The 20,546-nt window shown below is 40.6% G+C and carries 17 protein-coding genes; 9 read left to right on the top strand and 8 right to left on the bottom strand.

Annotation, left to right across the window (positions count from 1 at the left end; all coding sequences use genetic code 11):
* Window positions 1-250: 250 nt before the first annotated feature.
* Genes HMPREF9420_RS04085 through epsC form a run of 7 tightly spaced genes read right to left on the bottom strand, consistent with a single transcriptional unit; the run spans window position 251 to window position 8,970 of the window.
* A complete protein-coding gene (locus HMPREF9420_RS04085; RefSeq protein WP_007134186.1) occupies window positions 251-949 on the bottom strand; it encodes a metal ABC transporter ATP-binding protein in 699 nt (232 codons plus the stop codon).
* Window positions 946-2,175: a metal ABC transporter solute-binding protein, Zn/Mn family gene (locus HMPREF9420_RS04080; protein ID WP_007134185.1), complete on the bottom strand. Its 1,230-nt coding sequence runs from the start codon at window positions 2,173-2,175 to the stop codon at window positions 946-948. The genes HMPREF9420_RS04085 and HMPREF9420_RS04080 overlap by 4 nt, the downstream gene beginning before the upstream one ends.
* The gene (locus HMPREF9420_RS04075) at window positions 2,151-3,092 is read right to left on the bottom strand and encodes a hypothetical protein (protein WP_007134184.1); all 942 of its coding nucleotides are present in this window, start codon (window positions 3,090-3,092) and stop codon (window positions 2,151-2,153) included. Before HMPREF9420_RS04075 ends, HMPREF9420_RS04080 begins: the two co-directional genes overlap by 25 nt.
* A complete protein-coding gene (gene purD / locus HMPREF9420_RS04070; protein WP_007134183.1) occupies window positions 3,093-4,361 on the bottom strand; it encodes a phosphoribosylamine--glycine ligase in 1,269 nt (422 codons plus the stop codon). It lies immediately after the preceding gene.
* Between the two features lie 9 nt (window positions 4,362-4,370).
* On the bottom strand, window positions 4,371-6,548 hold the full coding sequence (locus HMPREF9420_RS04065; RefSeq protein WP_007134182.1) for a S9 family peptidase: 2,178 nt from the start codon (window positions 6,546-6,548) through the stop codon (window positions 4,371-4,373).
* A 3-nt stretch (window positions 6,549-6,551) separates the two neighbouring features.
* Window positions 6,552-8,045: a THUMP domain-containing class I SAM-dependent RNA methyltransferase gene (locus HMPREF9420_RS04060; protein WP_007134181.1), complete on the bottom strand. Its 1,494-nt coding sequence runs from the start codon at window positions 8,043-8,045 to the stop codon at window positions 6,552-6,554.
* Window positions 8,029-8,970: a serine O-acetyltransferase EpsC gene (epsC, locus tag HMPREF9420_RS04055; protein WP_007134180.1), complete on the bottom strand. Its 942-nt coding sequence runs from the start codon at window positions 8,968-8,970 to the stop codon at window positions 8,029-8,031. Before epsC ends, HMPREF9420_RS04060 begins: the two co-directional genes overlap by 17 nt.
* Before the next feature lie 869 nt (window positions 8,971-9,839).
* On the opposite strand from epsC, the gene HMPREF9420_RS04045 reads away from it, so the two are divergent.
* The gene (locus HMPREF9420_RS04045; RefSeq protein ID WP_147625610.1) at window positions 9,840-10,619 is read left to right on the top strand and encodes a GIN domain-containing protein; all 780 of its coding nucleotides are present in this window, start codon (window positions 9,840-9,842) and stop codon (window positions 10,617-10,619) included.
* Window positions 10,620-10,729: 110 nt separating this feature from the next.
* Entirely contained in the window at window positions 10,730-11,167 is a 438-nt protein-coding gene (locus HMPREF9420_RS04040; protein ID WP_007134176.1) for a GatB/YqeY domain-containing protein, read from the top strand.
* A 94-nt stretch (window positions 11,168-11,261) separates the two neighbouring features.
* Here the strand turns inward: HMPREF9420_RS04040 and HMPREF9420_RS04035 are convergent, their stop codons facing one another.
* Complete coding sequence (locus HMPREF9420_RS04035) at window positions 11,262-11,759, bottom strand: RNA-binding protein (RefSeq protein WP_147625608.1); 498 nt, start codon at window positions 11,757-11,759, stop codon at window positions 11,262-11,264.
* A gap of 351 nt (window positions 11,760-12,110) precedes the next feature.
* On the opposite strand from HMPREF9420_RS04035, the gene HMPREF9420_RS04030 reads away from it, so the two are divergent.
* From HMPREF9420_RS04030 to HMPREF9420_RS04000, 7 genes are all read left to right on the top strand, one after another.
* The gene (locus HMPREF9420_RS04030) at window positions 12,111-12,833 is read left to right on the top strand and encodes a nucleotidyltransferase family protein (protein WP_007134173.1); all 723 of its coding nucleotides are present in this window, start codon (window positions 12,111-12,113) and stop codon (window positions 12,831-12,833) included.
* A complete protein-coding gene (locus HMPREF9420_RS04025; protein WP_007134172.1) occupies window positions 12,830-13,624 on the top strand; it encodes an ATP-grasp domain-containing protein in 795 nt (264 codons plus the stop codon). Before HMPREF9420_RS04030 ends, HMPREF9420_RS04025 begins: the two co-directional genes overlap by 4 nt.
* Window positions 13,621-14,541 (top strand): CDP-alcohol phosphatidyltransferase family protein, encoded by a 921-nt coding sequence (locus tag HMPREF9420_RS04020; protein ID WP_007134171.1) that lies wholly within the window; start codon window positions 13,621-13,623, stop codon window positions 14,539-14,541. The genes HMPREF9420_RS04025 and HMPREF9420_RS04020 overlap by 4 nt, the downstream gene beginning before the upstream one ends.
* Window positions 14,542-14,582: 41 nt before the next feature.
* On the top strand, window positions 14,583-15,281 hold the full coding sequence (locus HMPREF9420_RS04015; RefSeq protein ID WP_007134170.1) for an HAD family hydrolase: 699 nt from the start codon (window positions 14,583-14,585) through the stop codon (window positions 15,279-15,281).
* 31 nt (window positions 15,282-15,312) lie between these two features.
* Window positions 15,313-17,838: a DUF5686 family protein gene (locus HMPREF9420_RS04010; RefSeq protein ID WP_007134169.1), complete on the top strand. Its 2,526-nt coding sequence runs from the start codon at window positions 15,313-15,315 to the stop codon at window positions 17,836-17,838.
* Between the two features lie 112 nt (window positions 17,839-17,950).
* The gene (locus HMPREF9420_RS04005; protein WP_007134168.1) at window positions 17,951-18,589 is read left to right on the top strand and encodes a helix-turn-helix transcriptional regulator; all 639 of its coding nucleotides are present in this window, start codon (window positions 17,951-17,953) and stop codon (window positions 18,587-18,589) included.
* A 777-nt stretch (window positions 18,590-19,366) separates the two neighbouring features.
* Entirely contained in the window at window positions 19,367-20,377 is a 1,011-nt protein-coding gene (locus HMPREF9420_RS04000; RefSeq protein WP_007134167.1) for a LacI family DNA-binding transcriptional regulator, read from the top strand.
* Window positions 20,378-20,546: the final 169 nt, after the last annotated feature.

Here is a 20,546-nt window from a genome sequence, read left to right as displayed (position 1 = left end):
TTCGCATGATTTACTTTCTATTTTATCAGTGTTCAAGTAATGCTTTTATTGGTATTAATTCTTACAAAAATGACATATAAAGCCCTTGCTTTTGTCCTGTTTTGTCAATAAAATTGCGTTTTCAACACATTTTAATGGTCTCCTCACTTGATTTTATTTGGTTTAGGACGGATTAGTCTTTTGTTCTTAATATCCTTTTATTTACTGAGCGAAGAATATGATTTTAGATTACAATATCTATTATTCGCAATTATATTTTGAGGAAATGTTCCTCCAATTTCTCTTGTGGTAAGTCTGTCGTTTCATGATAATGTAGTCCTTCATTAACGCAAGCGATGTGCTTAACATTATTGAGTATCTCAGCAATATCATGGCTAACCATGACTATTGCACACTGATGATTGATATCAGCTAACATCTCATACATCTGTTCTTGAAAGCGTTTATCAATATAAGTGTTAGGTTCGTCAAGGATAAGTACGTCAGGTTGCTGCACAATGGCACGCGCTAATAGCACTCGTTGCAGTTGGCCTCCACTCAATGTACCTATGGGTTGGTGTCTAAGTGCATTGAGTTCCATTTGTTCTATCGTTTGTTTTGCTTGCTGAAGTTGTTGAGTTGTGTACTTGCCAAATAGCTTTTTCTTGAGTCCAGAGATGACAACATCTTCAACATTTATGGGGAAGTTCTTATCAATATTCGTGTATTGAGGGAGATATCCCATGCAAATATGATCTGTTTTTTGCCCGTTTTTATAGAACGAAATCTGTCCTTCTTTCGGCTTCATCAAGCCAATCATGATTTTGATGAGTGTCGTTTTACCGCCTCCATTGGGTCCAATAATCCCTAAATAATCGTCATCATAGACGGTGAGATTTACGTTTTTGAGTGCAGTTTTCTCGGGATATGCCGCGGTAATATGTTGTAATTTGATGATGGGGTGACTCATTTCAAGGATTTTGCAATGGTTATCATTTGTTGATTCCAATGATAGTTTAGCGGGTCAATAGCCGTAGATGGGAGGTTCAAGTCTTTCGAAATGATCTCCGTATTGCGGTTATTGAACTGCTTTTGGATATATAATGTCTTAATCTTTTGTTGCTTTGCCAAGCGTATAATGCTTTGTAATTGGTTGGCACTTGGCTCGCGTCCCTCTTCCTCTATGGGTATTTGAGTAAGCCGATAGTCGTGAGCGAAGTAGGTTAGGATAGGGTGATAGATCAAGAACGCTTTTGTTTTACCTGCCAAAAGCTTGTTGACTTCTTGGTCTGTTGCATTGATTTTTGTGAGCAATTTATTGAGGTTTGCCCTATAATATGCGCTATCCTTTGCGTTCGTTTGTTTCAAAGCATTGAAGATATTGTATGCAATCTGTCGGGCATTACGGCAACTCATCCATGTATGTGGGTCTATTATACCATTTAAAGTCTTTACCGGCGTGATGCCTACTGACGTGTCAACAATGCGTGTATGAGGTGCATTGGCTTTGAGTTTTGACATCCATGTGCGTTCAAAACCAATCTGTCCAACCTTTATATAGAGTGTACTTTCATCGAGGGCCATCATCTGTTGGGCTGTTGGTTCATAGGTTTCAGGACTCATTCCACCTGGAACCATCGTCACAACTTTATAGCGATTGCCAGCAATTTGCTCTGTAAAGTATCGCAAAGGCTCTATGGTTACAGTGATTTGTTGACTGGTTTTAGGAGACGAAAAGCTGCAAGAGGTCAGTGTAATTGCCGAGAAAGCCAAGATAACATAACGTGCAAACTTTCCTGCTGTGATGCTAACTGTCGAGATAAGCAAGTTGGAACGCATCAAACCTAATACGATAGTGATGGCACTTCCAATAATCGGCAGAAAGGCAAAGAAGCCCATCCATGCGCCCCTTCCAGCCATAAAGCGTTGTGCTTTCTGAAGACTTGCTGGCTTGACATGCAGATATTTCTCTATCCAATCCATGCGTCCCATGTGTCCAATGGCATAGTTGAAGAGTCCGCCCAACACATTTCCTACAGTGGCATATAGTATAAGAGGCCATGGTTTCAGTCCCGCAGCAAGCAAACCTAACATGACTGCTTCGCTACTGAAAGGGAAAAAACTACCTGCAAGAAAGGCAGATAGCAACATACCTAAATAGCCCCAATCAATTAAAAAAGCAATGATGGAATCCATAAATTATAGGCTGTGAGCAGCAATATCAATACAATGACAACGTGGAATGCAATGTTTGTAAACCACGTTCGCGTCAAAGCGAGGAAGTGTCCGAATAATATTGCTGTCGTAATAATCATGATGTGAATAAGAAAACCATAGAGTTGGGGTTGCAAGACGATGAAGATCATCGTGACAACCTGCATCATTATGAATGTCTCATAGAACATTCTGGTCTTTATTTTGTCTTTATAACTGTTGCGAAGGAAATGGATTATACCAGCTAATCCAAGTATGGCAATGAATGAAAATGTAACAATTTGGTGTTCGGTTACTTGATGATAGTAACTGAAATCGTATAGAACAGCGAGATCGGAGAAGTGTGTCCACAACTTCGGAAGGCTGTTGGTGTAGACTGCATAGCCTGTAACAAACCAATAAGGGAATAGTAATCCCAAGATTGAGGCTACGAAAGTGCGTAGGCTAAAGGCTAAAATGAAGCCTATGAGAGCTATCCAAAGGAAGGGAACGAAATAGAGAATCTTTACAAAGAAGATACTCGCAATGCCAATCATCGTAAAGGCATAGAAGATAGAAGCAGCCCCATAACGATTTTGATAGGCTTGAAACAGGAACAGGTAGAAGGCAATAGTACAGAGCGTTACAATCGTTCCATCTGTCGAACTCGTTCGAAAACACACCATCGCAGATAGCAAAAGATACGTGCATGATAGCATACGACTATACACTCTGATGAGCGAATAGCGATTGTTGAGTATTGCAATCATTTCAGTTGCTATGAAAAGGCTGGCTGCTTGCACCCAAAGCCCTTGTTGAATGGTGCCTGCAGCCAATGCAATAACAATGCCATAAACAACTGTTATAGGCAGTGTTAGTCTGCTTGTTGCTATTCTTTCCTGTCTTCTTTTACTTGCCATTTAAAGGTCTTTGCCTATATCTCTTCTAAAATATTTGTCAGTAAACTGAATTTTTTGAGCCTCATTAAAACTCTTTTGCAGGGCTTCGGCTTTATCTTTCCCATAAGATGAAACGGCAATGACACGCCCACCATTCGTTAGAATCTGGCCATCTTTGCTGGCAGTACCACTATGAAAGACGATACTTCCATCTACTTTGTCGATTCCTGTGATAGGATAGCCTTTCTTATATGCTTCAGGATAGCCTCCACTAACAAGCATAACACAGACTGCAGCACGTTCATCGAACGCTATTTCTCTTTGATTTAAGTCACCGGCGGCAACGCCTTCAAAGAGGTCTACGATGTCACTCTTCAGACGAAGCATAACACTTTCTGTCTCGGGATCGCCCATTCTGCAGTTATATTCAATAACCATTGGCTCACCATTAACATTGATGAGGCCGAAGAAAATAAAGCCTTTATAGTCTATTCCTTCGTGAGATAATCCATCAACAGTAGGCTTGATGATTCGTTCTTCAACCTTTTTCATCCAATCTTTGGTTGCAAATGGAACAGGAGAAACACTGCCCATGCCTCCTGTATTCAGTCCAGTGTCGTGCTCACCAATACGTTTATAGTCTTTAGCTTCAGGCAGAATCTTGTAGTGTTTACCATCAGTTAAGATGAAAACGCTGCACTCAATACCTGATAAAAACTCTTCAATGACCACCTGTGCACTGGCATTTCCAAACATTCCTCCAAGCATTTCACGGAGTTCTTTCTTTGCTTCTTCAAGATTAGGGAGTATTAAAACACCTTTTCCTGCACACAAACCATCCGCTTTTAAGACGTAAGGTGGTTGCAAAGTTTCAAGAAATCGTAGTCCCTCTTCAAGGCTGTTACCATCAAATGTCTTATACTTTGCTGTTGGAATATGGTGCCGTTGCATGAAGTTTTTAGCAAAATCCTTACTTCCTTCAAGTACAGCTCCGGCTTTAGATGGGCCAATTACAGGGATGTTTTGCGTGCGTTTATCTTGTTTAAAGTTGTCATAAATCCCTTTAACTAAAGGGTCTTCAGGACCTACAACGACCATATCGACGTGGTGATTAACAGCAAAGTCCTTTAACTTTTCAAAGTCATCAGCTTTGATGTTGACGTTTTCTCCGCAGTCAGCTGTGCCGGCATTGCCCGGAGCAATATACAACTTATCACACTTTTTGCTTTGGGCTATCTTCCATGCTAAGGCATGTTCGCGGCCACCTCCACCCAATAATAATAGTCTCATGATTGGAATCTATTTTAAATAATCAAAGAAATACTGGCTGATTCGTTCGTGCAGATGCACACTCTGATGTCCTCTCATGTTGTGAGGCTCGCCTGGATAGACGAAGAAGTCAGGCTGTGTTCCTGCTGCTATGCATGCCTTCAAGAAAGAAAAAGCATGCTGTGGTACGACAACGGGGTCGTTAAGACCAATGATTATCTCAAGTTTTCCCTTAAGATTCTTAGCTTTTGGCAGCAAGCTACATGCTGCATAACCTTGTGAATTGGCTTCAGGCGTGTCCATATATCGTTCTCCATACATGGCTTCATACCACTTCCAATCGATTACTGGGCCACCCGCTACGCCGACTTTGAATACATCTGGGTAGGTCGTCATAAGGTTAATAGTCATAAAACCACCAAAACTCCAGCCATGTATTCCTAAGCGTTGTGCGTCAACATAAGGCAAAGACTTTAGGAATTTGACTCCTTCCATCTGATCTTTCATTTCTTCTTGGCCCAAATGTCTAAAGGTAACTTGTTCAAATTCCTTGCCTCTGTGCTCGCTTCCTCTATTGTCTAAGATAAAGAGAAGATAGCCGTGTTCGGCCATATAGGTTTCCCATCCACGACTACTATAGTGCCATCGTGCATCAACATTATGGGCATGAGGACCTCCATAGACATAAACAATGGTGGGATATTTCTTGTTTGGATTGAAGTTTAGAGGCTTAACCATTCGATAGTAGAGGTCTGTTACGCCATCAGCTGCCTTAATCGAGCCGCATTCATACGTTGGAACAGTGTAGCCTTGCCATGGATTAGTCGCCATAAAGTAGCTAATTGACTTGCCGTTTGTTGTATTTACAATCGCAATATTACGGGGAATATCCGGTGTTTGATAATTATCAACAATATAATTACCACTTTTACTCAAGCTGCCTGAATGCCATCCTTTCCCATTTACGTCAAGAAGTGTTTGCTTTCCTGACGCAAAGTCAATCGCAAAGAGATTCTTTTGTATTGGGCTACAAGCATTACTTTCGATGAAGATACGTTTGTTCTTGGTATCGAAACCTAAGAGATCAAGGACTACATACTTTCCTTTTGTGAGCTGACGAAGTGCTTTTCCCTCCTTATTATATAGGTAAAGATGCATGTAACCATCCTTTTGGCTCCACAAGATAAACTTGTTGTTGTCCCAAGGAATGAATGTAATCGGATGGAGAGGTTCAACATATTTTGAATCCGTCTCATGGTAAATCTCCGCTATTGGCTGTCCCGTAATCGTGTTATAACTCATCAAACGACAATCGTTTTGGTCGCGATTAAGTTCAAACATGTATAGCGTTTTGTTGTCAGGTGCCCAACTTATATTCGAGAAATAACGGTCAGTGGGATCTCCTGCGGCAAGATATGTAATCTTGTTTGTAGCTAAATCAAACACGCCTACAGTCACTTTGTGAATGGTTTCACCAGCCATGGGATATTTATCTGGGTCTGCTTTGGCCATGCGGCTTTGTCCATTAGAAGGTTTCCAGTCAAGTTCTGGAATGTCAACTTGTGGATAATCGCTCACTATGCTTTGGTCCATACGATAGAAAGCCAATCGAGTGCCATCGTGATTCCAAAAGAGTCCACCCGTAATTCCAAACTCATTGCGGTGCACACTCTGTCCATAAACAATCTCACGACTACCATCTGTGGTCAGCTGATGGTCGTTTCCGTGTGCATCAATGACGTGAAGTTGGTTGTCTTTTACGTAGGCTAACGCTTTCGAAACACTGTTAAAGTCTTGTGCTTGCGCACCTTTTGCCATACTGATATTACCTTTCCATATTGCCTTTTTGTGCTTCCAGTCGAACAACATGCGTTCATTCCCGTCATTAAGCCATACCAATGACTTTCCACTTTCAGGGAAACTAAGGTTATAAAGGTGCCGAAGTTTCATTCCGCTCCACTGATTTAATTCAGAGAGTGTAAACAATTGACTTTCTTTTCCCGTCGATTTATTGACGAGAAAACATTCTTCTGTATCCAAGTGCACAAGCTCATCACCCCACCAAGTGGTGTAACGTGTCTTGGGAACCATGTTATGATAGTTCGTTCCTCCAAAGTTTAAGTCCTCTAAAGTCAAAGGCTTTAATTCTTGTGCATGTACAGTTAATGCAGCAACCATTGTCAATATCAGTGTGAAAATCTTTCTCATGGCTTAATCTTCCTCATCAAAATGTGATCTTCCTTTATTGAATCCGTTTCGTTTACTGCCTTTATCAAATCGTTTGTTTCCTTTTCTTTCGTCACGACCTCCAAAAGAATTACCACGTTTTCCACGTCGGTTCTCATTGTCATGGCTATCGTCATGATCTCTTGTTGTACGCTTTTTGCGTCCTGAGAAGCCATCAATCTCATGCTTGTGGAAAGTGAAATTACGAATATCTCCCTCTTCATTGCTGCTCTCTTCTTCAAGTCGTTTCGTGAAATCCCGATTCTTTTTAAAGCGATGTTTCTGTGCCATCTCTTTCTTTTCTGCAGCAGTTTTCACGATGCCTCCATCTGCTCTGAACTCTTTCATCTTGCCATCGAAGAGCGAATATTTGCGGAATTCACACTCCAAACTACCATTATAAAGAGGTATTTTGATGCTGGGCTTAAGACCAATCTGGTCAAAGCATTCTTCACGATAACTCAAAACCCACGCTTCATTGCCTCCAAACTCGTGCTTTAATCGTTCACCTATCATCTTATAAGTACCCAAAAGGTTTGGTGTTGAGATGCGTTCTCCATAGGGAGGATTAGTGATTATAATACTCTTTTCGGCTGGTTTCTTGAAGTTCTTGAAATCTTGTTGTTCTACGGTTATAAGCTGAGAAAGACCTGCTGCCTTAACATTCAAACGAGCAGTATTAACCGCTTTCATGTCAATGTCATAGCCATAGATGTGATGATTGAATTCTTTCTCTTGCGAATCATCATTATATATCCGGTCAAAGAGGTCCTGATCATAGTCTGGCCACTTCTCAAATGCAAATTCTTTTCTAAATACTCCTGGACTGATATTACGTGCGATGAGCGCTGCTTCGATGAGGATTGTGCCCGAACCACACATGGGATCGATGAAATCAGAATCCCCTTTCCAGCCACTCATGAGTATCATTCCAGCGGCAAGAACTTCATTTAATGGCGCCTCTACACTCTCTTGGCGATATCCTCTGCGATGAAGGCTCTCACCACTTGAGTCAAGACTTAGCGTTGCTTTATCCTCAGCGATGTGTATATTGAGTCGAATGTCAGGGTTACTCACACTGATATTCGGTCTGATTCCAGTCTTTTCACGGAATTGATCAACAATGGCGTCCTTCACTTTATATGTGACAAAGCGCGAGTTTCTGAATTCTTCTGAGTAGACAACTGAATCAACACTGAAGGTCTTTCCCTTCTCAATATATTTACTCCAGTCTATTTTCTTCACCTCATCATACATATCTTCAGCCGAGCGGGCTTTGAAATGAGCGATTGGTTTGAGGATTCTTATGGCCGTATGTAGTTGGAAATTGGCGCGATACATCATCTCTTTATCTCCTGTAAACGACACCATTCGACGTCCAGTCTGTACATTATTGGCACCCAGTTGGGTGAGCTCTTGAGCCAAAACGGGTTCAAGTCCCATGAAAGTCTTGGCAATGAGTTCAAATTCCTGTTCCATTGTTGTATTGAATATCTATTATATCTTTCTTTATTTTCTTATATTTCTTAGTCTTGGGGCGCATATCTTCCATCACCCATGTATTCGCTCCGATGACACAACTCTTACCAATGGTGATGCGACCCAGCACAGTTGCATTTGAATATACCACCACATTATCCTCTAAAATGGGGTGACGTGCGATGCCTTTTATTGGCTTTCCATCTTTATCTAAGGGGAAACTCTTGGCCCCAAGTGTTACCCCTTGGTAGAGCTTTACATGCTTTCCGATAATACAAGTGGCACCAATGACAACACCAGTACCATGGTCTATCGTGAAGTATTCACCGATTTTAGCACCTGGATGAATGTCAATTCCAGTCTCAGAATGAGCCATTTCGGTAATCATTCTCGGTATCAACGGCACGTGCATCTCATAAAGTTCGTGTGCAATTCGATAGTTTGTCAGCGCCTTAATGACGGGATAGCACGAGATAATCTCAGCATAACTATCGGCAGCGGGGTCTCCGTTATAGGCTGCTTCAACATCGGTGGCCAGCAGATTACGGATGTGTGGCAACATGGAAACAAGCTTTATAGAGATTGTTTCAGCCTGTTTTCGCAGCTCGATAAACTTGTTATCATCGGGTTTCTCACACATATCACCGAAGCAAAGACCTGCCAAAACCTGCTCGTAAAGCAGCTTTTGCATACGTTCTGCATTGACTCCAATGTGATATTTGATGGTTTGTGTGTTGACAGATGACTTTCCATAGTATCCAGGAAAGATGATTGCACGTGACAATTCAACGATTTCTTCAAGCGCTTTGCCTGAAGGTAACGGATAACCGTCATGATGATGATGGCACAAACCTTTCAAAGTGTCGGTCTCCGACAGTTCTTTTACGGTCTGTGTCAGTACATGAGTCGGCTCTATATTGCTCATTTCGTTTGTTGTCTCAATATATATTATGTGCAAAGATAGTAAAAAAGTGAAGAAGACAAAACGAAAGTTGAAGTTTTTACACGATTATTTTGAAAAACTTTTCAACGAGGATGGTCATTTGTCTTGCCTCTTTTCATGGTGGCTATTCTATGGACAAATGAAACCAAGTGTGGGGCAATATTTTCTTAGAGAATAATCATCAAGGTGCAAAGTCTATATTTCTTTTGGCTTGTTGGTCGTTGTTTGTTTATGAAAGGCTATGTGTTGATATGTTGATTTATTTCAACTTGAATTTAAATTTGATTCAGTATGTTACATTCTTTGCTATGGAACAGGCAGTGAATGTTACTCTTTCTTCTAATGAATGGAAACAACCTGTTTCTCAGGCTCTTACTAAGTGGTGATTCAACACAGAGCTCTTGCGTTGTGATTTGTGTCATATTGTCGTGTAATTTGATAGCTTTTACGGCGTAAAATCATAGTCGTTACAAGGTGAATTGTGTGAGTTTGCGATAAGAAGTGTGTGGATTGATGCGTTTGTTTTATTTTTGTCATGAATTAAGATGATTCTGACGGCTGGGTTTTTGAAGTGTTTTCTTGAATAAACCTGAATGAGGCTGCAATATATTTTCTTGTTTTCTTGCCTATTAATTCAATGAAATTGAACTTTGTTTTATAGGATATTGTTTCGGAAGAAAATTCGTTCTGTATATGAATAAAAGCTCATTCTGTTTGTCAGGTGATTGTAGCTGTGTTTTATTTTTTCTTTATTGGTTATTTGAATTAATATTTATTTTTTCTTGTTTTCCTGCAACTTTTCTTATTTTTGTTGCGTCTAAGTGGTATAATTAATAATTAAAATGATGATTATGAAACGTATCTTCTTATTAACATTCAGTCTTTTCTGCCTCCTTACAATGGCGAGTTGTGGCATTACGTCAAACGATATACGCAGGATGGAGGGTAAATCCACGGGGCAACAAATTACGCGTTTGATTAAAAATAAATATTTTTCAAAGATTGAAACGGGTTTAGTTGGTGATGTCATCTATACGCAATCAGATTCCTTAAGCATTCGAATTGTGGGCTCGAAAGCTGCAGTTGAGGCTACAAGGGTAGATTTTAAAGGCGATAAACTCGTTATAACAACAGTCGGATCTAATAGTTTTAAGTTGTTTGGTAATGCTGGTCAAGGCGTCAAGGTCTATCTAAGTAGCCCCAATCTTGTGGAGGTTGAGAACGAAGGTGTAGGCGATTTTAAGGCAAAAAAGATTGATACCGACCAACTGAAAGCTTCTCTTGAGGGGACTGGAAGCCTACAAATTGATACCTTGATCTGCGATAATTTCAAAGGAGAAGTCGATGGAACGGGCAGCTTAAAAGTTGGGTATCTCGAAGCCATGTCAGTCAAAGCGTCTCTTGATGGCACGGGAGATATCAAGATGTTTATGGTCAAAGTGCCGAGTGCAGTGCTATCGCTTGATGGCACAGGAGATATCCGTGTTCGTGTGAAAGATTGCGGAACGGTCACTACAACCATAGATGGTACGGGCGATGTCGTATTGAAAGGCACGTGCAAACATTGGATTCAGCATAATGATACGCGTGGTGAGAGGACAAAAGAGCTTTTTAATGTCAACATCAAATAAAACTACTGTTTAACTATCTTCATAGTAAAAATTGTGTGTTTTCATTGATAATTTCCTATCTTTGCAATCATTGTAAGGTGCAATGATTGCAAAATTAAATATTAAAGTGTATGTATAACGAGGAAATTAACAAGATGATCATGACTTCAATGAAGTCAGGTGAGAAAGAAAAAGCAGCCGTTTATCGTCTTCTAAAAAGTGAATTCCTGAAGTTTAGTACGGCAAAAGATGCCAAAACCTTAGACGATTCAGCAGAGATTCAGATAATCCGTAAGATGGTAAAAGAGCGCAAAGAGTCTGAAAAAGTGTATGCTGACGCAGGTAGAAATGACTTGGCTGAGAATGAGAAGAATGAGTATTTGATTCTTGAAGCCTTACTTCCTGCAGCACCAAAAGACGAAGAAATCGAAGCATTTATCGTCGCTTCATACCCTGAAGGCATTGAACAAAAGCAGATGGGAAACGTGATTAAAGAAGTGAAAGCTAAGTGGAGTGCTGCCGATGGAAAGACAGTTTCAGAGCTTGTTCGTAAGCATTTGAAGCATTAAATCATATTGATTAAAGTTTGAACTTTAGGATTTGACTTGTTGAATAAAGGCAATCCTAAAGTTCAAATCTTATTTTTCAGCCCTCAGGAACTTGTTAATTATTGGCAGCTTCAGTCATGGTTGCCAAGAATTCTGCAACTTTTTGGCTTTGATCTTCACCGAAAGTGTTGCGTTTACTGAAGTTCAATATCGTCTCTTTACCTTTGGTAACGAAGGCCATTTTTGTTCCGTTGTCGTTGATTCCGATTTGTTGAATGCCCAAAAGTGGGATGTGTTCGTTTCTGTCTACATAGGAATCGGGGGCATTAAGCTGGGTACCTGTGAGATTACGTGTTGCAGGAATCAAGAAAAATTCATTCGAATTATAAGCGATAAGCACAGGGATGCGCACTTCAACAGCGCTATATGTTCTTGTACATTCTAAGAATTCATACTGCTGAATATCAAGAGCTGGGTAGATTTGTCTAAATAGTTGTCGTGCGGCTACAGCATAACTACCTTTTGCACCGAGTCCTTTTGTCTTCATATATATCATAGCTCCCACACCAACGAGAAACCATAAAATAATAATAACGAGCATAGTTGTGTTCATAAGCGTAATGTTTAATGATTGATATTAATAGTTGTTGAATAATGAGGGCAAAGATAATGTTTTTTCTATGAGGCTGCAATAGCAAATGAAAAGATTTTCTTTGCGCATTGCTATTGGCTTAGTTGCAAGGTAGAATCGCATAGGGGATAATGTTTTAGGCGATGTTTTAGCATTGTGTTTATAGTAGATGACAATACTTTTTGTTTGATGACAGGTTGAATTTTTATTGCCTTCATTCCGTTGTTTTCGTCATTTCCAGCGTTCAAAAAACAAAATATAAAATAAAAGTTTTCTCAGTTTCATATATAATATGTATTTTTGCAGCATATAAGAAGTATTAAACAAGAGGAAATGAATTATGCAATTATAGCCGCAGGTGAAGGTTCTCGGCTTGCACAAGAAGGGATTGTGACTCCTAAACCCTTGGTAAAGGTTAACAATGAACGGCTGATTGATCGTTTGATTCATATCTTTATAGACCATGATGCCGACCAAATCTCGGTGATATGTAACGCCTTAACATCGGATGTAAGCCGTCATTTGATGCACATAGAAGAGGATGGTCTCGAAGGAAGACCTATCCCTTTGAACTTCATTGTGAAGACAACGCCAAGCTCAATGCATAGTTTTTATGAGTTAAGTAAAGTCATGAAACCGGCTCCTTTCGTTCTAACAACTGTTGATACGATATTCAAAGAAGAGGAGTTTGACGCATTTCTCCATGCTTTTCAGCAGCAGTTGGCAGACGGAGAAGATGGAGTGATGGGGGTTACTGACTTTATTGACGATGAGAAACCACTTTATGTGGAAACGGATGAGGCTATGAACATCACGGCTTTCCTTGATAACAACGTTGAAGGAACATGCAAATTTATTTCTGGAGGCATATATGGCTTGGCGTCAAATGCCTTTCAAACACTTCAAGAATGTATGCAACGAGATGAAAGTCGCATGCGAAACTTTCAGCGAGGGCTAATTCGTGATGGTCGAAAATTAAAGGCTTTTCGCTTCTCTAAGATAATGGATGTCGACCATGCAGATGATATTCGTAAGGCCGAAGCATTTTTAAGATGAAAATAGTAGGTATAAAACGCGACGCAATCTTCTCGCCTAATTCAGTCGAAAAAGACCGAATGATTTTGCAACAAGTGCTTGATGGGCTCGGAGATTCAATCAAAATGATTGATGAAAAGATGCTGTCGAGCGAAGAAAATGCCGATGTTTACATCTCGATGGCACGTCATTCGACGACACTTGAGCTTTTGAAAGAGAAGGAGAAAGAAGGTGCTTTGGTCATCAATTCGGCCTATAGTGTGGAGCGATGTGAACGCGGTTGGCTCAACGAAGCTATGAGAATAGAGGGGCTTCCCATTCCCGATTCAGAAGGAAAAGAGGGTTATTGGCTGAAAAGAGGAGACATGTCAGCTCAAAGTAAGGCTGATATTGTCTATTGTAAAGACCGTGCAGCGCTGGCCAATCAACAGGCCTCATTTGTTATTCGCGGTGTAACGAATTGGATAGTTCAGGCACATATCCCAGGCGATCTCGTCAAATTCTATGGTGTTAGCGGTGGTTTCTTCCGATATTATTATCCGAATGATGATGGAATATCTAAGTTTGGAGATGAAAAATGGAATGGAGAAGCACATCATTATGACTTTGATGTTGATGCTTTACAAGCCATTGCAGAACGTGTTTCAATGCTTACGGGTGTGGAAGTCTATGGAGGTGACGCCATTGTTACAGCCTCAGGAGCATTCTATATCATTGATTTCAACGACTGGCCCAGCTTTTCACGCTGTCGAAATGAAGCATCTGAGGCCATCATTCATTATATAAAGAACAAAATAAACAGTCAGATATGAGTAATTTCAAAGCCTTATTGCAGGCTTCTTTCAAGTCCAACGATACAGAAGAATGGTTAGATGTGCACTTCACTCGACCCATAGGACTCGTCTTCGCCTTGCTATGGAATCGGTTAAATGTACATCCTAACGCGATAACTATACTCTCAATATTCCTTGGAGCAACGGCAGGTTGCATGTTTTATTATACCGATTTGCAACATAATCTGATAGGGATGGTGTTGCTGATGCTGGCAAATTTCTGTGACTCTACAGACGGACAGATGGCTCGTTTGTCGGGAAAGAAAACACTCATTGGGCGTATGCTCGATGGCTTTTCAGGCGATGTGTGGTTCTTTTTCATTTATGTTGCGATAGCTTTACGCTTATATCATCAACAGATTCCATTCACAGACGTACATTGGGGCATAGGAAGTTGGGTGTTATGTAGCGTTGCTGGATTTCTATGTCATGCTCCTCAAAGCTCTCTTTCCGATTATTATAGGCAGATACATCTATTCTTTTTAAAGGGAAAGGAAGGCAGTGAACTCGATAGTTACCAAAAACAAACAGAGATCTTAAAGGCACTTCCCAAGCACGGGGCATTCTGGGATCGACTCTTTTACAGTAATTATGCGAAGTATTGTCATAGCCAAGAGAAGCGAACTCCAGCCTTTCAGAAGTTCTTTATGAAGTGGAATGCAAGCTCAAAAGACGACGAATTGCGTCGCCGTTTCCTTGCCGGCTCACGCCCATTGATGAAGTATACCAACCTGCTTACATTCAATTTGCGCGCTATTGTCTGTTATATCGCGTGTCTAACGAATGAAGTTTGGGTGTATCCGCTATTTGAAATCATCATCATGAGTGCCATGTATGTTCACATGCACCATGAACATGAGCAGCTATGTGAGCAACTTTACAAGGAGATGGCATAGTGTTTTTATCTTAATATAATGTTTCTTTGCAGTTAACGACAATGATAAAAGGTTATATTTTCGATTATGGCGCAACGTTAGATACGGCAGGTCAGCATTGGGGAAAAGTGCTTTGGCATGCTTATGAGCGTCAAAACGTGCCCATAAGTGAATCCGATTTCCGAGACGCTTACGTCTATGGAGAGCGCACTTTAGGTAGTTCTCCTTTGATAAAGCACGATTATACGTTTCGTAAAACCTTAGAAATTAAGTTGCGTTTAGAGTTTGAATATCTCTGCAAAAAAGGGCTTTTGGACATTGATGAAACGTCATTCAATCGTTTACATCAGGTGCTTTTAGAAGATGTCTACGCCCAAGTTGTGAAGACAACAGCGCATAGTCGTGATGTGTTGGAGCGTCTTCATGAGCGTTATCCAATGGTACTTGTGAGCAATTTTTATGGCAATGTAGGTGTTGTTTTGAAAGAGTTTGGACTCGATTATCTGTTTAATGATATTATAGAGAGTGCCGCAGTAGGGATTAGAAAGCCTGATCCGAGGATCTATAAGCTTGGTGTTGAGCGACTAAACTTACGTGCCGAAGAGGTCGCAGTCGTAGGAGATAGCTTCTATAAAGACATTGAACCGGCTCATAAAATCGGTTGTCATACCATTTGGTTTAAGGGAGAAGACTGGACCAATCAGCAGTATGATGAAACGCTTCCCAATCAAATTATCACAGATATTGCCCAACTTCTTTAGCTAACGACAATATAAATAAGGTAATAAAGATATGATTTTCAGGAGATATATATTCGTTCTTTTAGTGCTTTTTGCTGCATCTTTTTCTGCAATGGCACAGATTCGAGGCGTTGTAATAGATGCACAGACTGGGGATACCATATTATATCCGAGTGCAACTTATAAGGGACATCAAATCGCAGTGAGTGGAGATGCACGCGGACAATTTACAATTGACCGTCACGATGGATGGTTATTAACGATTAGTGCCGTAGGATATCAGAGCAAAGAATATACAATCAAGGAAGGCTCTGCAGCCTTTTTGAATGTTAAACTCAAACCCGACACGCGCACGTTGAAAGGCGTTGTTGTCAAGAGTAGGCGCAATCGGTATAGCCGAAAGGATAATCCTGCGGTCGAATTAATGCGTCGTGTCATTGCCGCAAAGAAGAAAACAGACCTCAACAACCATGACTTCTATCAATATAATAAGTATCAAAAGATAACTGTTGCAGTCAATGATATTCATCCTTCGGATTTAGATAGTGGCTTTTTTGCCAAGAAACAATGGCTCATTGACCAAATAGAAACGAGTCCTTACAATCATAAACTGATTCTCCCTCTATCGGTTGACGAGACCGTCACCCAACACTTATATCGCAAAGACCCAAAAAGTGAGAAGGATATCATTATGGGGCAACAGTCGACGGGTATCAATCAATTCTTGGAAACGGGAGATATCATCAACACGATGCTCAAAGATGTCTTCACCGATGTAGACCTTTATGACAATCAAGTGCGGCTATTGCAGCATCCATTCACAAGTCCTATCGGCAAGGATGCTATCTCTTTCTATCGTTATTATATAGAAGACACGGTCTATGTTGACCAGAATCTCTGTTATCATTTGCAGTTCTTACCCAACAATCAGCAAGACTTTGGCTTCCGAGGTGACTTATATATCCTGGCAGACTCAACACTTCACCTCAAGAAATGCGTGCTGTCAATTCCCAAACGCAGTGATGTTAACTTTATAGACGACCTTACTTTGACGCAAGAATACACCAAATTGCCAAACGGAGAGTGGGTGTTGAGCGTAGATGATATGGTGGTTGAACTGAAGGTTGCTAAGTTCTTGTCGAAAGCTTTGGTAGTACGCACGACACGATTAAGTGATTATGCCTTCGACAAACTGCCCAAACAACTCTTCAAAGGCAAGGCTTCTACTCGACGAGAAGCCAATGCTATGATGCGCGATGAAGCCTTTTGGAATCAATATCGCACGGTAGAACTCACGAAGAGTGAAGACGGAATGTCGGCCTTTATCCATCGAATCGAACAACTTAATGGCTTTAAGTATGTTTTGTTTGCAGGCAAAGCATTGGTCGAAAACTTTGTAGAAACAGGCGATATGTATCATCCCAGCAAGGTAGATATAGGTCCTGTCAACACAATGCTTACTTCTAACTTCATTGACGGGCTTCGAACACGTGTGAGTGCACAGACAACTGCCAACCTCAATAAACACTGGTTCCTTTCCGGTTACTATGCACATGGATGGAGAAGTCGACGTAATTATTATAAAGGTGAACTCACTTATTCATTCAATAAGAAAGACTATTTGCCACGAGAGTTCCCAAAACGCACGCTGACTTTTACCTCTACCTATGATATTATGTCGCCTTCTGATAAGTTCATGCATACAGATAAGGATAATGTTTTCACGGCTTTGAAGTGGGCAAAGGTAGATAAGATGATGTTTTATAACCGCCAGCAGCTTCAGTTTGAATGGGAGTCAGAAGGTGGATTGCGGTCTATCGTTGGCGTAAAGACTGAAGAAGATAAGCCCGCGGGAGCCTTGTTATTCTCTGTTGACCATCTTCGCACTACCGAATTTAACGTGAATTTCCAGTTTGCTCCGGGCAGAACATACATCAATACGAAGCAACGTCGCATACCAGTAAACTTAGATGCTCCTGTGTTTACCCTCGGTCATACAATGGGAGTGAAGCTACTTGGAGGCCAATATCATTATAATCTTACGGAAGCGGGTATCTTTAAACGCTTCTGGATGAATTCATGGGGAAAGATAGATGCCTATGCTAAGGCCGGGATTCAATGGAATAAAGTGCCTTATCCATTGCTAATCATGCCGGCAGCGAACTTAAGTTACATCACACAAGACGAGACTTTCAACATGATTAATAACATGGAGTTCCTCAATGACCGTTATGCGAGCCTGCATGTAAGCTGGGATTTGAACGGAAAACTATTCAATCGAATACCTCTTTTGAAGAAACTTAAGTGGCGAGAGTACCTTGGTGTGAAGACACTTTGGGGGAAATTGAGCGATAAGAACAATCCAAACTTGTTGGCAAATAGCGGAGATCCTGCCGTGTGGGCTTTCCCCACAGGCAGTTATGTCATGGATCCTAAGCGCCCATACGTAGAACTTATTGCTGGAATCCACAATATTTTCAAACTGCTTCACGTGGAGTTTGTTCACCGATGCAACTATAATTCGTTGCCAACGGCTAAGAAAAACGGAGTGAGATTCATGCTGCGTGTGACCTTCTAAGCAATAGATGAGGCTGATGATTGACAGAGTTTTGGATACAATCATCAGCTTTTTTGGTTTCAATTTTTGCCTTTTCATGATTTTATGTATCTTTGTAGGAAATAGGATTTGAATGGAAATACTTTTAGCCGATAGGCAAGATATTACGCGAGCTGGCTTAATGTATGTCATCGAAAGCTTCAATGGAATCACCACACGCTATATAGAAGACAAAGCCGAACTGCTCGTTGCGCTGCAACATGATGCCAATCGTGTCGTGGTTCTTGACTATACACTCTTTGATATCAATGATTCTGCTGAACTGATGATATTGAGTGAGCGCTATACCAAGGTGCGTTGGGTGCTGTTCTGTGAAGATTTGAGTGTTGATTTCGTACATGTTCTTGTGTCGTCTTCCCCTCGTTTTAGCATCTTACTTAAAGAATGTAATCTTCAAGAGATTAGAGTTGGCCTCGATTATGCCATTCATGACCGCCGATTTATATGCCAACGAATGGCCGAAATGCTACTTGCGCCAGCACAACCTCAATTGGAACACGTGAAACTGACGCCTACTGAAACCGAGATTCTAAAGGATATAGCACTCGGAATGACTACGCGTGAGATAGCAGAAAAGCGTTTTTCCAGCTTTCATACCGTCAATACGCATCGTAAAAACATTTTTCGTAAGCTTGGAGTAAACACGATTCATGAGGCTACGAAATATGCCTTGCGGGCTGGGTTGATAGATTCTGCAGAATATTATATTTGATAATAGGGCCTTACGCCATTCTCTTTTGACCTCAATATAAAAGTTTTGATATTATTTTACAATAGCTTGCTCAGGATTAAGCTATTCAAAACCAAATGTTTTTCATTTCAGAATACGGCAGTTTTACAGCGGTTTAGTAAGATGCTGACTATCAAAGTGATAGGTGAAATCATGGAAAATACAATGAAAAATATTATGGTAATAATTGTAGTTCCTATGGTTTTATGTAGTAATATGGCTTGAATTATCGTGTAATTTGTGGGTGTTTACGATGTGATAACAGGCGTTTCGTGAGATGATATGAGTCAGTTTATATCATGTTATCCGTCTTTTGAAGGAAAAGTTTATTTGATTTCATACCAGAAAGGCTAAGGTTTCGTTTCCTCTTATTCTAATTGCCTTCTTCTCAACTCCTCTTTTTTAGGCTATATTTCTTTACAATTTATGTCGTAAAACATTTCATTATTTGTCTGTTTTTCTTTTTGTGAGGTGAAAGAAACGCATGACTTTTCGTCCTTAGTTTAATAATGTGATACCACGTTTTGATGGTGTTGCTAAGCAAATTGTTACAATCTTATGAGGAAATGTGCCATGTTTTTTGCGTTTATATTTGCCGTTTTGTTATCTTTTAAGCAGTTTTTCAAATAAAAATAGGAGTTATTTTGCATTGTGATTACTTATTTTATTGCAGATGTTTATTGTCATTTTTCATTTTTTTTGTATCTTTGTCATCAAGCAAAATGAATAAATCTTTTTCAAAAACATAATGATTTTGTCATGAAGCCACATAGAACCTCATTGAAAGATTTAGCGCAAGCATTGGGTGTTAGCATAGCTACGGTGTCACGTGCACTGCGTGGTAGTCATGAAGTAGGGGAGGAGATGCGACAGAAAGTGAAGGCTTTGGCCAAGCAAATGAACTATCGTCCGAATCCTTTTGCACAGAGTCTACGCAAAGAAGCGGCGCGTGTGATTGGGGTGATTGTGCCCAATCTCGTCACACATTATTATGCTTCAGTGCTTGATGGCATTGAAGATTACGCCTCACGCCATGGTTATTCTGTTGTCAGTGCAAATAGTCATGAAAGCCATCTGCGTGAAGAGCGGGCGGTAGAGAACTTTCTTTCTTTGCACGTTGATGGCATTATAGCCTGTCTTGCGCAAGATACGGTCGAGTATGAACACTATCTTCAGCTTTATGATATGGGCATTCCTGTGGTCTTTTTCGCCCGAACTTGCTTACCGGAGAAGTTCTCTCAGGTTGTTGGTAATGGTGCAGAGGCGGCACAAGAAGCCACAGTTCATCTCATTGAACGAGGCTGTCGGCGCATAGCTTTCATAGGAGGGCCAAACCATCTTGACATGGTAAAGCGCCGCAAACACGGCTATCTTGAAGCCTTACGAGAGTATCGTTTGCCGATAGATCGTGACTTGGTGTGTTGTGGAAAGATTGATTTCGACGAGGCACGGCAGTCAACTTTGCAGTTGCTTCAACGTGAAAATCGCCCTGATGCCATTCTAGCGTTCAATGATATCCTTACTTATGCGGCCTTTGATGCTATCAAAACATGTGGTCTTCAAATACCGAATGACGTGGCAATTATTGGCTTTACAGATGGCGACTCGGCTGCTTTTGTGACACCAAAGCTTAGTGCTATCATGGACCAGGCACATGAACAGGGCTCTAAAAGCTGTGAATTGTTGCTTCGACATCTTGCAGGTGACAAGCACATTTATAAGGAAATAGTTCCTATGATCCTTAAAATCAGGGAGAGTTCTGAGAAATAATATGTGTCCATCTATGCCTAATTAACAAAACATACTACTTGAAGAAACATTTTATACACGACTAATTACGTTTAGTTTACACCTTGAAAACATCAACTATAAAGTGCTTTTAAGATTCTAACTAACTTTGCATACAATAAACCTAAAGAAGAATAGATAAACAACAAAT

It is taken from the genome of Segatella salivae DSM 15606 (assembly GCF_000185845.1).
In the GTDB taxonomy this organism is placed as follows: Bacteria; Bacteroidota; Bacteroidia; order Bacteroidales; family Bacteroidaceae; genus Prevotella; species Prevotella salivae.
Note: the sequence above shows the minus strand (reverse complement) of the source record. Positions and strands in the feature narration are given on the sequence as shown.